This window comes from Kribbella pittospori (assembly GCF_004331465.1).
Lineage (GTDB): Bacteria > Actinomycetota > Actinomycetes > Propionibacteriales > Kribbellaceae > Kribbella > Kribbella pittospori.
Genome location: NZ_SJKB01000007.1, coordinates 341223 through 353880 on the forward strand (window position 1 = coordinate 341223; position 12658 = coordinate 353880).

Consider the following 12658-nt stretch of genomic DNA (forward strand, 5'->3'; position numbering starts at 1 on the left):
GACGTGAGCAGCGCGAAGACAGCGGCCACCGCAGCATCCAGCACACCTCAGAAAGTGCCGGCGAAGGCTGCAGCCACCAGCACGGTCAAGCAGACCAGACCACTCGGCCATGTCACGTTCGTCGGCGTCGGGCCGGGTGACCCGTCCCTGCTGACCCTGGCCGGCCGCGACGTCCTGGCGAACGCCGACGCGGTCGTTGTCGAGGGCCCCGAGCACAACGCGTTCCTGGCGTACTGCCGCCCGGGCGTCGAGGTGATCGACGGGTCCGGCGCCGAGGGCAGCCGGGCGCTGAAGGTCGCCGCCCGGGCCCGCCTGGTGGTGAAGACGGCCAAGACCTCGGCGAACGTGGTCCGCCTGCTCACCGGCGACCCGTTCACGTTCTCCAGCGGAGCCGAGGAGGCGTCCGCGTGCCGGAAGGCCGGTATCAGCTTCAACGTGGTCCCGGGTGTCAGCGAGGTCAGCGCCGTTCCGACGTACGCCGGGATCCCGCTGACGATGAAGGCTGACCGCGAGGTCACCGTGCTCGACCTGGCCGAGGCCAAGTTCGACCTGGGCCGGCTGCACCCGAAGCAGACGCTGGTGCTGCTGAACGCGGTGGACGTCCTGAAGGACACCGTGACCGCTCTGATCGAGTCCGGCTTCGACGGCAGCACACCGGTCGCGGTGACCGTCGGCGGTACGACGACCGCGCAGACCAGTGTGGTCGGGACCTTGGAGACGATCGTCGCGGACCTGCGCGCGGCCAAGGTGACCGGCGAGGCCGTGATCGTGGTCGGTGCCGTGGTCGAGCAGCGCGAGGCGCTGTCCTGGTTCGAGACCAAGCCGCTGTTCGGCTGGCGGATCCTGGTGCCGCGCACCAAGGACCAGGCCGGGCCGCTGATGGATCGGCTTCGCCGCTACGGCGCGATGCCGGAAGAGGTCCCGACGATCTCGGTCGAGCCGCCGCGCAACCCGCAGCAGATGGACAAGGCGATCCGCGGCCTGGTCGAGGGCCGGTACGAGTGGGTCGCGTTCACCTCGGTCAACGCGGTCAAGGCGGTCCGGGAGAAGTTCGACGAGTACGGCCTGGACGCGCGGGCGTTCTCCGGCCTGAAGATCGCCGCGGTCGGCGACAAGACCGCCGAGGCGATCGGTGCCTGGGGCATCCGTCCCGACCTGGTCCCCTCCGGCGAGCAGTCGGCCGCCGGGCTGGTCGAGGACTGGCCGCCGTTCGACGAGGTGCTGGACCCGATCAACCGGGTGTTCCTGCCGCGTGCGGACATCGCCACCGAGACCCTGGTCGCGGGTCTGACCGATCTCGGCTGGGAGGTCGACGACGTCACGGCGTACCGGACCGTGCGGGCCGCTCCGCCGCCCGCGCCGACCCGGGAGGCGATCAAGTCCGGCAAGTTCGACGCGGTCGTGTTCACCTCGTCGTCGACGGTGCGGAACCTGGTCGGCATCGCCGGCAAGCCGCACGCGTCAACGGTGATCGCGGTCATCGGCCCGGCGACGCTGAAGACGGCCGAAGAGCACGGCCTGCGGGTCGACGCGATGGCCGAGACCCCGGCCGCCGAGGAGCTGGCCGACGCCCTCGCCCGGTTCGGTGCGGACCGGCGTGACACCATGGTCGAGGCCGGTGAACCGGTCACCCGCCCGTCCGAGCGGCGCTCGGGCTCACGCAGGAAGAGCTAGGTCCGTGTCTGGTGGATTCCCGGAGGTCAGGCCGCGACGGCTTCGGTCGTCGGCGGCGGTGCGCAGGCTGGTCGCGGAGACCACGCTGGAGCCGCGGCAGCTGATCCTGCCGATGTTCATCCGGGAAGGCGCCCGGGAGCCGATCGCGATCAAGTCGATGCCGGGCGTCGTACAGCACACCCGCGACACCGCGCGGAAGGCGATCGCCGAGGCGGCCCAGCTCGGGCTCGGCGGCGTGATGCTGTTCGGCGTACCTGCCGTGAAGGACGAGGTCGGGTCGGGTGCGTTGGATCCTGACGGCATCCTCAACGTCGCGATCCGGGACGCTGTCTCGGAGGTCGGCGACGAGTTGCTGGTGATGTCGGACCTGTGCCTGGACGAGTTCACCTCACACGGGCACTGCGGCGTGCTCGACTCCTCGGGTCGCGTGGACAACGACGCGACGCTTGCGATCTACGCGGAGATGGGTGTCGCGCAGGCGTCCGCCGGCGCGCATGTGGTCGGCCCGTCCGGGATGATGGACGGCCAGGTCGGGGTTGTTCGTACGGCGCTCGACGCGGCCGGGTATCTGGACACGGTCATCCTGGCGTACGCCGTGAAGTACGCGTCCGCGTTCTTCGGCCCGTTCCGCGAGGCGGTGGACTCGTCGCTGCAGGGCGATCGGAAGACGTATCAGCAGGACAACGCGAACGCCCGCGACGCTCTGCGTGAAGTCGACCTGGACGTCGCCGAAGGCGCCGACATCGTGATGGTGAAGCCGGCCCTGGCGTACCTCGACATCATCCGCCAGGTCCGCGACCACGTGAACGTCCCGGTCGCGGCGTACAACATCTCCGGCGAATACGCCATGGTCGAAGCCGCCGCCGCCAACGGCTGGATCGACCGCGACGCCGCCGTCCTGGAGACCCTGACCTCAATCCGCCGAGCCGGCGCCGACACAATCCTCACCTACTGGGCAGCGGACGCCGTACACCTACTGAACCGCCGCTGAGCTACTGGAGTCTCACCCACGCGTGCTACGCCGGCGCTCCTGCGTCGCACCCGCTACGCGCGCTCCCACCCGCCCGGCTCTTCAACCGGGCTCCAGATAGTTGCTTCAAGCAACGATCAACGGGTCAACCACCGGGCGATGTCGTCCGGCAAAGCAGCGTCGACGCGGCGCGGATATAGGCATCGTGTGCCGGCTTGTCTCCGACGGACAGGAACCAGGACCCGGCCTGCGTGGCGAGGGCGAACAGCCAGGCCCTAGTGCCCTCGCGTTCAAGGCCGAGCCGGTCTGCCAGGGCATCAGCGCGCAGTGTGGTGGCGACGTCATTCATTTCGTTCATGAGGAACCGCGCCACGTCGAAGGACGGGTCGCCCACCATCGGGGCCGGGTCGATTGCGAGCCAACCACGTTCTGACAGAAGAACGTTCCGCCGATGGAAGTCGCCGTGGAGCAGGGCAGTACGACTCGTTGAACGAGGCAGAGCGGTGAACAGCCTGGCAGCCTCGTGGAACGGTCCAGGGTCAACGACCTCCCCGAACTGGTCGGCACGTGCTTCCATGAGCTTCGCGCGCTCGGCTGCGTTGCTGTTCACGGTATTCAGATCCATCGACGCGGGAAGGTCGGCCGCCCACAACTGCGGCAGGACTTCGGCGGCGATGTCATCTGCCTCGGCTTGAGGCAGGTCGGCGGCGTCGGTGCCTGGGGCACACAACTCGATCAACGTGGCCCGGATCGTCGCATCATGAGCGAATACCTTCACTGCGCCCCTACCTGCCCATGCCTGCAGTGCAATGAGGTGATCACGGCGTACGGGCATTGGCACGGTGATCTGGAGAACGGCCATCGCGCCAGTGCTCAGCTTCACCGGCGCCGTCCAGCTCGTGTCTCCACCTGGCTCGAAGGCGGGAAACAACGTGAGGCCCCACGTGGCGGCACAGCTCGCTATCAGGTCGGGCAGCTCCTGCAGCCAAGCCGCGCCGCTGGAGTGGTACGACCGGATCCTGTCGGCGAGGGATGCTGGTATCAGGTTCTCGAACTGACCTGACGTGGCGCCAGTCATGTCAGAGCCCCTTCACCCCAGCTGCCCTGAGGTGTGGTGTTTTTGGATGAACGCGAGGGTGGTGTCAGCCACGGGTTCCCAGCCTGAGTCAATGACCAGGGAGTGGCCTCGGGTGGGGAGTTCTTCTATTTCGGTGATGGAGGGGTTGGCTAGTTGCTTGCGGTACGACGCGTTGATGATGGCCCAGGGGACGGTGTGGTCCTTCTCGCCGGAGAGGAACTTCATCGGGCCACGGTTCGGGTTGGCTCGGTCGACCGTCGTCTCGCTGTTCGGGTTGAAGTTGGCGACCGCGGCCTGGAAGAGCGGCAGCCCAGGCGCCGGCACCGGGAACTCGTCGTACAGCTTGCGGGCCTCGTCCTCCGGTACGGCGTTCACGAAGGCGTACCGGAACTGGCGATACGTCAGCATCACGGCCTTCTTCCGGTTCGCCGGGTTCCGCAGAGCCGGGAACGACGCGCGCAGCGCGGACAGCGGCAACGGCAGGATGCCGCGCCCCGGCGCCGGGTCGATCGGGACCGAGACAGTCGCGAGGCCCATCCCGGCGAGCTTCTGCGTGATCAAGCCGCCGAACGAGTGCCCGACGATCGCCGGCCTCCGCTCGAGCCGCGAGATGATGTCCGCGTAGTACTCCGTGACCGCGCCGACCGACTTCCCCGCGAAACTCTCCGGATTCGCCCGCCCCTCGCCGACGCTCTCCGGATCATCCGGCCAGCCCGGCGTCACCGTTGCGTACCCGGCCGCCTCGAACTTGTCCCGCCATCGCTGCCAGCTCCCGGCCAGCAACCACAGCCCATGAATGAACATCACCACCGGCCGCCCCGAGGTGTTCGCGATCTCGACCTCGCCCAACTCTCGTGCAGTGGCCATCCGCCCGCACCCCCTTTCGCGCAGTAGACCACACTCCCTACGCGCGGAGAAGCGGACGAGCCGCAGCGGCGATCAGCCCTTCAGGCCGGTCTGGGCCAGGCCCTCGACGAACTGCCGTTGCGCCAGCACGAAGATGATGAGCACCGGCAGTGCCGACAGGGTCGCGGCAGCGAGCTGGGTGTTCCACATCGGGCCGCCGTACGCGTCGACGTACTGCGTGAGCGCTTGCGGGATGGTGAACTTGGACTTGCTGGACAGGAAGACGATCGGCTCCAGGTACAGGTTCCAGCTGTGCAGGAAGGTGAAGATGGCGACCGCTCCGACGGCCGGGCGGGCGAGCGGAAGACAGATCCGCCAGAACAGACCGAAGCGACCGAGACCGTCCACGCGGCCGGCTTCCTCGAGCTCAGCGGGGAGTGTGATGAAGAACTGCCGCATGATGAACGTCGCCAGCACGCTGGGCGCACCCAGCATCGGGATCAGGATGAGCGGCCAGTGCGTGTCCACCAGCCCGAGCGTGTCGAACATCCGGTACAGGGGGATGATCGTCACCTCGTTCGGCACCAGCAGCCCGGTCAGCACGATCATGAACACGATCCCCGCGCCATGGAACCGGATCCGCGCGAAGGCGTACCCGGCCAGCGCCGACACCGCCAGCGTCCCGACCGTGACCACCACGGCGATGTAGAGACTGTTCAGATACTGCCGGCCGAACGGTTGCAGCTCGAACACCTGCCGATAGGCGTCCAGCGTCGGCGACCCCGGCAGCAACGACGGCGGGAACGCGAAGATCTCGGACAGCGGCTTCAGCGACGTCGTCGCCATCCACCAGATCGGGAACACGAACGGCACACAGCACACCAGCAGTACGCCGTACAGCAGCACCTTGAGCTTAGGGCTCATGCCTAGCCTAGTTTTCATAGAAGGCCCACCTCCGGCGCATCCGCCACTGCACGACTGTCAGCACGAGAACAATCAGGAACAACAGCAGCGAGAGCGTCGCGCCGTACCCGAAGTGGTGGAACTGGAACGCCTGCTGGTACAGGTAGTACACGAGCACGGTCGTCGACGTCCCGGGTCCGCCCTGCGTCAGTACGGCGATCTGGGCGAACACCTGGAGTGAGCCGACGATCGTCAGGATCATCGTCAGCAGGATCGTCGGACTGATCAACGGCACGGTCACCCGGTGGAACCGCGCCCACGCCGACGCGCCGTCGATCCGCGCCGCCTCGTACAGCTCCGCCGGCACACCCTGCAGCGCGGCCAGGAACAGGACCATGTTGAGACCGACGTTCTTGAACAACTGGACCACGATCACCGATGCCATCGCCGTCCCGCCGGAGCGCAGCCAGTTCGGTCCGTCGATCCCGAGTACGTCGAGGAACGCGTTCACACCGCCGTTGTCCTGGAGCAGGAATCCCCAGACGATGGTCCAGGCGACCAGGGTCACCACGACCGGCGAGAAGAACAGCGTGCGGAACACCACCGTGCCCCGCAGCTTCTGGTTGAGCAGGACAGCCAGGAACAACGCCAGGCTGAGGTTCAGCACCACCAGGCCGGCCGAGAACAATCCCGTTGCCCTGAGCGCCGGCCCGAGCTGCTGGTCGTCCGCGAGCGCGGCGTAGTTGTCCGTTCCGATGAAGGTGAAGGAGCCGGCCAGCACGTTCCACTCGTGCAGGCTGTACCAGACCACCAGCCCGAGCGGAACGATGACGAAGGCAACGATCCCGGCAAGCTGCGGCGCGACCATCAGCCAGCCGGCCAACTCGTCACGCCGCCGCATCGTCCAGTACGGCGCTTTGTCCGTCATCGCCGGCGCCCGGGCCGGCTTCTCCAGGAGCAGGGTCATTTCGCCAGCAACGGGTTGATCTTCGAGCACACCCCGGCCAGGACGGACTTCACATCCGCGTCCGGCTTCCACAGCGGGTCGAGCGACGCACGGACGGTCTGCTGGATCTCGGCGTACCCGGTGTGGCTGGGTTTGATCGTGCCGCGTTCGATGCCCTGGACAACGACACTGTCCAGCTGTGCCGGTTTGAGCAGGGGATTGGCCTTGCCCAGCGTGGCGGCGTTCAGCTGCGACTTCCGAGGCGGCGGGAAGAACTGCGCGAGCTTGGCCGAGTTCTCCGCGTTGGTGAAGTAGGCCAGGAACTGCTTGGCCGCGTCGGCGTGCTTGCCGCGCTTGAACACTCCGATCCCGGCCTGGCCGACGACGGCGTAGTCACCCGCCGGACCCTTGGGCAGCGGGACCAGGTCCCAGGTGAACTTCGCCTTCTCCAGCAGGGCGGCCCGGCTGATCTGGGTCAGAATCATCCCGGAGTCACCCGCGAAGAAGTCCTTCGTCACGCCCGGACCCGGCATGCCCTTGTCGGTGAAGACCAGTTTGTGCAGGAACGTCATCGCGTCCACCATCGCCGGCTGGTCGAACTGGCACGTCTTGCCGTCCTCGCTCCACGGCCGCGCGCCCCAGCCGGCCCAGACCGCGTTCAGTGTGTCCCAGCCCTTGTAGTCGAAGTCGCCGACCACCAGCCCACCCTTGCCGCGAGCCTGAACCGCGGCTGCGGTCTTCGCGGCCTCGTCCCAGGTCCAGGTCCCGGCCGCGATCTGCTCGGCCGGCGACGGTCGCCCGGCCGCCTTTACCAGGTCGGTGTTGACGAAGACGCCGAGCGGCGAGGTGGAGAACGGGTAGGCGTACAGCTTGCCGTCCTTCTCCCAGTTGGCCGTCGTACTGGGCACCAGGTCGGCGTCCTTGTCGATCGGCTCGAGCGCGCCCGAGCTGACGAAGTCGGGCGCACTGCTCTCGAAGATCCAGGCCAGATCCGGTACGTTGCCGCCGCCGATCTGGGTCGTCAGCGTGGTCGTGTAGCTGTCGAACGGGATCGGCTCGAAGGTGATCTTTCCGACCTCGGGATGATCCTTCTTGTAGTCGGCCGCGATCTGGTCGAACAGCGCCAGGTGCTTGGCGTTCGCGCTCCAGATCGTCATCCGCAGGTCGACCGGTCCCTCGTCGGCCGAGCCGGACCCGCCACCACCACAGCCGGCCAACGCCAGCAGGGCCGCGGCGGACAGTGCCGCAGTCAGCGTCTTCATCAGGTGTCCTCCATCAGTAGCCGGTACTCAGTAGCCTGTGATGGCCGGCCAGTCGAGTTCGATGCCCTGGGCAATCAGCCGGTCCTGGAACTGGCCGAGCAGGGCGGGAGTGCCGCGGACCGCGCGCGGGCTGACGTCGCGGTCCAGGCAGAAGGCTGCGAGCAGGCCGGCGGCCTCGCCGACGTTCCACTCGACCGGGTGCAACCGGTAGCAGCCGTTGGTGATGTGGGTGGTGCCGAGGTTCTTGTTCGCCGGCAGCAGGTTCTCGACGCGTTGCGGGATCAGCGCGCCGAGCGGGATCCGGAACGGGCTGCTGGCCACGTCGATGTAGTTGTCCCCGCCGGTCGACGGGTGCAGGTCGATCCGGTACATCCCGATCCCGACGCTGTCGTCGTACTCGGCCGCGCCGCGGTCGCCGCGGATCGCAGCCGACAGGTCCTGTTCGACGATCGTGTACTCCGCCTTGATCCGCCGGGACTCCCGGATGTATGGCGCCTGGGCCAGGCCGTCCGTGGATCCGAGCAGATCGCCCCGCAACCGCAGCCCCCGGAAGCCGGCGCCACCATCGGACCGCGGCGCCTCGGTCTGCAGCCAGTAGAGGACGGCGTGCGACAACTCCTTGGCCGCGGCCAGATGCTTCGCCGCGTCCGGTACGTCGATGACCGGACCCTCGAAGTAGTCGATCATCGGCCAGTTCACCAAGCAGATGTCGCTGTCGTACGCACCGGGAACGAAGTGCCGGCGGGCCGCGATCCGGCGGAAGGTCCAGAGATTCGTGTCGCCGCCGGTCCGGCGCTGATCCGCGACCACAGCCAGCGGGTCGTCATCGGGGTTCGGCGTGAACGTACGCCGCGAGCTCTCCAGCGTGCGCGGATTCGGCGCCGTCCAGGACAGCAGCCGATCACCCCAGAACGAGGGCTGATAGTTCCGCCAGAACGAATAGTTGGCCGGCTTGTCGCCGAGGTGATCACCGTCGACGTGGTCGATTGCGAAGCAGTACGACACCGCCTGCATGTTGAGCGGCTGCGCCTCCGCCGGCGCGCTCGGCTCACCGGTCTCGCTCTGTGCCTCGAACCCGGTGACGTACTCCGTCCCGGTCAGCGGCAGCAACTCCCCGGTCTCCGTCGCGTCCAGGATGTACGGCGCCGTCACAGTGACCTGCTCATCGCCGACGCGATGCTGCACGGTCACCGCGGTCACGCGATCGCCGTCGGTGTCAGCGGCGACCGGGCGATACGGCTGCAAGACCTGCAACCGCCCACTCGCCCGGTACGGCGCGAGCATCGCCTCCAGCACCGCCAGCGCAACCCGCGGCTCGTGACAGAGCTTCGACACGTACCCCGCGCCAGGGTTGAGATGAACATCCGCGCGGGACGCCGACGTCAGCGGATAGTGGCGGCGGTAGTAGTCGCGGATGCCTTCCCGCAGAGCCCGGTACGACGCCGTGACGCCGAACTGCTCGACCCAGCTGTGCTCGTCCGGCGGGACGGCCTGACTGGTCGACTGCCCGCCGAGCCAGTCGAACTCCTCGGTCAGGACGACCGAGCGACCGGCGCGCAGCGCGGCCAAGGCTGCGGCGACTCCGCCGAGCCCGCCGCCGACCACGAGAACATCTGTATGCATCAGACCCCTTTGCTGGGTGGAGTGAGGGTGGTGCCGTCGGTCAGCTCGCAGGGGAGCAGCAGTTGGCGCTCGGTGGCGGTGCCGCTGAGGATGGCCTCCAGCAACTCGACCGCCTGCAGGCCCATCGCCCGCCGCGGTACGTGGAAGCCGGTGAAGTCGATGTCGCTCTCGGCCGGCCGGGTCGAGTCACCGAGTGCGATGACGGACAGGTCGGCCGGGACCCGGACGCCTCGCGCGGTCGCGGTCGCATGCAGGGCGACTGCATCGGCCCGCTCCTCCACGAAGACCGCGGTGACCTTCCGCTCGAGCAGAGCGTCGAGCAGCGCATCGGGATCGGCTCCCGGCAGCCACGGCACACGTGTGCCAGCGGCCGCCCGGAAGCCGAGCAGCCTGTCGGCCGAGGACTCGGCACCGGCCCCAGGCCCGGCGAAGGCGATGCGCCGGTGCCCGAGCGCCAGCGCCTGCTCCACCACGACCCGCGTGGCCTCGACGTAGTCGGCCCCGACGTACGGGACCGGGCCACCGGCGTCGTCGCGGCGGCCGACGGAGACGAACGGATACTCCTCCGCGATCAGCCGGGCCAGCTCGTCGGACGGGATCTGACGACCGAGGAGCAGACAGCCGTCGGCGATCCGGAGCCGGTTGTTCTCATGGAAGATCTGCCGTCGTCCGGACGTCACCGGGGCGCTGGTGAACAGCAGCAGGTCCAAGCCCAGTTGCTCCGCGCAGTCCTCGATGCCGGCCAGGAACGGGTGGTAGAAGTCGCCGCTCGCACTCGGGAACACCGACTCGTAGGTGAACACGCCGAGGATCTGGTTGCGCTGCTTCAGCATCCGGCGGGCCAGCGGATCCGCCTGGTAGCCGGTCTCGCGGATCACCTTGAGGACCCGGTCGCGGGTCTCGGCCGGGATCCGCGCGGTGGCGTCGCTGCGGTTGTTCAGCACCAGTGACACCGTGGTTTGGCTGACCTTGGCCAGCCGCGCGATGTCGCGCTGGGTGAGTCGGGTGGTCGCCTTGTCCGGCATCGATCAATCCTTCGCAGTAATACGCATTGCCGTGAACCGTAGAGCAGTCTCCGAATCGTCGTCAAGAGCCGGATCGTGCTGATAATGCGAATTATCATTACCGGGATCTTGACCAGCGGTACGGCGGCGAAGAACACTCACGGCAGTCCGCTCATCGCGAGGAGGTCTCCATGCTGAGTCGTCGCCACTTCACCGGTCTGGCCGCCGCAGCCGTCGCAAGCCCGGTCGTGCTCATCTCCCGGCCGGCGTCCGCGAGGTCGGCCGGCGTCGACCGTGACCCGATCAGCTTTCGGTCGGCGTACGACGCCTGCCCACCCGATCCGACCGCGGTCGTGCTCGGATCACCTGGCTTCGAGGTGTCCGGCGACGTGACGGCCGCTCTGCAGGCGGCGGTCGACGAGGCGTCCAGGCGCGGGACCGTCAACCGGCTCGGCGACATCCTCGGCGGTGGCCGCGACTTCCCGCTCGGCGACGGTGGCGGCATCGTCCTCGTCCCGCCCGGCACCTACCGCCTGTCCGCGCCGATCGACGTACACGACTCCGTGCGCATCATCGGCTTCGGCCGGAACCGCCCGCGGTTCGTGCTGGCGGAGAACAGCCCCGGGTACGCCGGGACCACGCCGCGCGACGTGTTCTCGTTCCGGCGCCGGCCGGTCGGCGGGCCGATCACCTACGCGAACAACGACACCTTCGGCTCCGGGCTGATCAATCTGGACGTCACGATCGGCGCCGGCAACCCGCAGGCGATCGCGGTCCGGTTCGGCGGCGCGCAGTTGTGCGTCCTGCAGGATCTCGATCTCGACGTCGGCGGCGGCTTTGCTGGGATCGACCACAACGCGAACCTGATCCAGCGGGTCCGCGTCCGCGGCGGCGCGGTCGGCTTCAACGCGTACGCCGCCTCGGCCGGGTGGCCGACCACCGTGCTGGACTGCCGCTTCACCGGACAGCGTGAGACCGCGATCCGGGCAAACAACGACGCGAAGCTGGTGCTCGTTCGCACTGTCCTGGGCGGCGCTCCGCGTGGCGTCGAGTGCGTGCCCGGTCAGTTCCTCCATCTCTACCTGGAGAACTGCGTGCTCGACGAAGTTGCCGAGGGCATCGTCATGAACGACAGCGATCAGTTGCCCGGGGCCACCGATCCACGGATCCGGAACAGCAACCAGGTCAACCTGATCGACAGCGTCGTCCGCAGTACGCCGACCCTGCTCACGCTGGCTCAGAGCGGCCGCCGTACCCCTGCCCGGGACGGCGTCGTCCGAGAGCTCACCTACGGCCTGCGGATCACGCGCGGACTGTCGTCGCGCGAAGCGCGTGCTGACGGTGTCGTGGTGTCGCTCGGGTCCCGCGATACCCGGATCGGTGAGTTGCTGGAGCCCGACGTACCCGATCTTCCGCCGGTGTCCACGTGGGTCAGCATCACTGACGTGGCTGCGCGGATGGGGCGAACGGTCGGCTCGGGCGCTGACGATCTCGCTGTCTTCCAGGCGGCCGTGGATCGGCATGAGACCGTCTTCGTGCCGATCGGTGCGTACGTGCTCGGCGGGATGTTGCGACTGCGGAAGAACTCCAACCTGATCGGTCTGCATCCCCGTCAGACTTGGCTACGCACACCGGACGCTACGGCGTACTTCGGTGATCCCGAGCGGCCGCGGGCGTTGGTCGAGACTCCGGCCGGCGGGCGCAACATCGTGCACGGTCTGGGGCTGGACACCGCCCAGAACACGCCGGGTTCGGTGAACATCAGTTGGCGGTCGGGGCGTGGGTCCTACCTGGCCGACATCACCACCCAGTTCGTGAAGTGGCATCCCGACGACGTCGCCAGTGGTGATCCCGGCTACACGTACAAGGGCAAGCACAAGTACGGCGTCTGGGTCCGCGGTGGCGGAGGTGTCCTGTCGAACATCTGGAGCGCGGCCGGCTGGGCTGACAACGGACTCCTGATCGAGTCGTCGAGCGTCCCGACGTCGGCGTACGAGCTCTCGATCGAACACCACCAGTACCGCGAGGTCGTCCTCCGGCACGTGTCCGGCTGGCGGTTCTTCGGCCTGCAGACCGAGGACCACATCTACGGCTGGCAGTCCCAGGCCGTGGAACTCGACCACTGCCACGACCTGCTCTTCGCCAACTCGGTCCTCTTCCGCGTCGCCACGGTCCTCGGCCCTTCTCCGTACGGCGTCGGCCTCAACCAGTGCCGCGACATCACCTTCCGAGGCAACCGCGGCTACCGCGACAAAACCCCCGAGTTCACCCAGTGGGCCGCCTCGGCCGCCGACATCCGCACCACCCGCACCATCCCCGACCCAGAATTCACCCTCCTGGAAATCCGATGAC

At 68.0% G+C, this 12658-nt stretch carries 10 protein-coding genes; 3 read left to right on the top strand and 7 right to left on the bottom strand.

Features of this window, described 5'->3' with window-relative positions; all coding sequences use genetic code 11:
- Nucleotides 1–3: 3 nt before the first annotated feature.
- The gene (locus E0H73_RS23755; protein WP_131360156.1) at nt 4–1674 is read left to right on the top strand and encodes a bifunctional uroporphyrinogen-III C-methyltransferase/uroporphyrinogen-III synthase; all 1671 of its coding nucleotides are present in this window, start codon (nt 4–6) and stop codon (nt 1672–1674) included.
- A 4-nt stretch (nt 1675–1678) separates the two neighbouring features.
- Nucleotides 1679–2665 (top strand): porphobilinogen synthase, encoded by a 987-nt coding sequence (hemB, locus tag E0H73_RS23760; RefSeq protein ID WP_131360158.1) that lies wholly within the window; start codon nt 1679–1681, stop codon nt 2663–2665.
- A gap of 124 nt (nt 2666–2789) precedes the next feature.
- Here the strand turns inward: hemB and E0H73_RS23765 are convergent, their stop codons facing one another.
- From E0H73_RS23765 to E0H73_RS23795, 7 genes are all read right to left on the bottom strand, one after another.
- Nucleotides 2790–3722 (bottom strand): aminoglycoside phosphotransferase family protein, encoded by a 933-nt coding sequence (locus E0H73_RS23765; RefSeq protein ID WP_131360160.1) that lies wholly within the window; start codon nt 3720–3722, stop codon nt 2790–2792.
- A gap of 12 nt (nt 3723–3734) precedes the next feature.
- Entirely contained in the window at nt 3735–4589 is an 855-nt protein-coding gene (locus tag E0H73_RS23770; RefSeq protein WP_131360162.1) for an alpha/beta hydrolase, read from the bottom strand.
- Nucleotides 4590–4661: 72 nt separating this feature from the next.
- Nucleotides 4662–5492, bottom strand: a complete 831-nt coding sequence (locus E0H73_RS23775; RefSeq protein WP_202867527.1) for a carbohydrate ABC transporter permease — start codon at nt 5490–5492, stop codon at nt 4662–4664.
- A gap of 7 nt (nt 5493–5499) precedes the next feature.
- Entirely contained in the window at nt 5500–6438 is a 939-nt protein-coding gene (locus tag E0H73_RS23780) for a carbohydrate ABC transporter permease (RefSeq protein ID WP_131360166.1), read from the bottom strand.
- Nucleotides 6435–7679 carry an ABC transporter substrate-binding protein gene (locus tag E0H73_RS23785; RefSeq protein ID WP_131360168.1) on the bottom strand — a complete coding sequence of 415 codons (1245 nt, stop codon included), beginning with the start codon at nt 7677–7679 and terminating at the stop codon, nt 6435–6437. The genes E0H73_RS23780 and E0H73_RS23785 overlap by 4 nt, the downstream gene beginning before the upstream one ends.
- Nucleotides 7680–7706: 27 nt before the next feature.
- Nucleotides 7707–9302: an FAD-dependent oxidoreductase gene (locus tag E0H73_RS23790; protein WP_131360170.1), complete on the bottom strand. Its 1596-nt coding sequence runs from the start codon at nt 9300–9302 to the stop codon at nt 7707–7709.
- Entirely contained in the window at nt 9302–10327 is a 1026-nt protein-coding gene (locus E0H73_RS23795; RefSeq protein ID WP_131360172.1) for a LacI family DNA-binding transcriptional regulator, read from the bottom strand. Before E0H73_RS23795 ends, E0H73_RS23790 begins: the two co-directional genes overlap by 1 nt.
- Before the next feature lie 170 nt (nt 10328–10497).
- Between E0H73_RS23795 and E0H73_RS23800 the strand changes: the two genes are divergently transcribed.
- Nucleotides 10498–12657, top strand: coding sequence for a glycosyl hydrolase family 28-related protein (locus tag E0H73_RS23800; protein ID WP_131360174.1), 2160 nt, complete (start codon nt 10498–10500; stop codon nt 12655–12657).
- The last annotated feature ends 1 nt before the right edge of the window (nt 12658 follow it).

Coding starts and splice junctions, on each gene's coding strand:
- E0H73_RS23795 (WP_131360172.1), bottom strand. CDS start 10,327: ATGCCGGACAAGGCGACCACCCGACTCACCCAGCGCGACATCGCGCGG.
- E0H73_RS23800 (WP_131360174.1), top strand. CDS start 10,498: ATGCTGAGTCGTCGCCACTTCACCGGTCTGGCCGCCGCAGCCGTCGCA.
- E0H73_RS23785 (WP_131360168.1), bottom strand. CDS start 7,679: ATGAAGACGCTGACTGCGGCACTGTCCGCCGCGGCCCTGCTGGCGTTG.
- E0H73_RS23765 (WP_131360160.1), bottom strand. CDS start 3,722: ATGACTGGCGCCACGTCAGGTCAGTTCGAGAACCTGATACCAGCATCC.
- E0H73_RS23780 (WP_131360166.1), bottom strand. CDS start 6,438: ATGACCCTGCTCCTGGAGAAGCCGGCCCGGGCGCCGGCGATGACGGAC.
- E0H73_RS23775 (WP_202867527.1), bottom strand. CDS start 5,492: ATGAGCCCTAAGCTCAAGGTGCTGCTGTACGGCGTACTGCTGGTGTGC.
- E0H73_RS23770 (WP_131360162.1), bottom strand. CDS start 4,589: ATGGCCACTGCACGAGAGTTGGGCGAGGTCGAGATCGCGAACACCTCG.
- E0H73_RS23790 (WP_131360170.1), bottom strand. CDS start 9,302: ATGCATACAGATGTTCTCGTGGTCGGCGGCGGGCTCGGCGGAGTCGCC.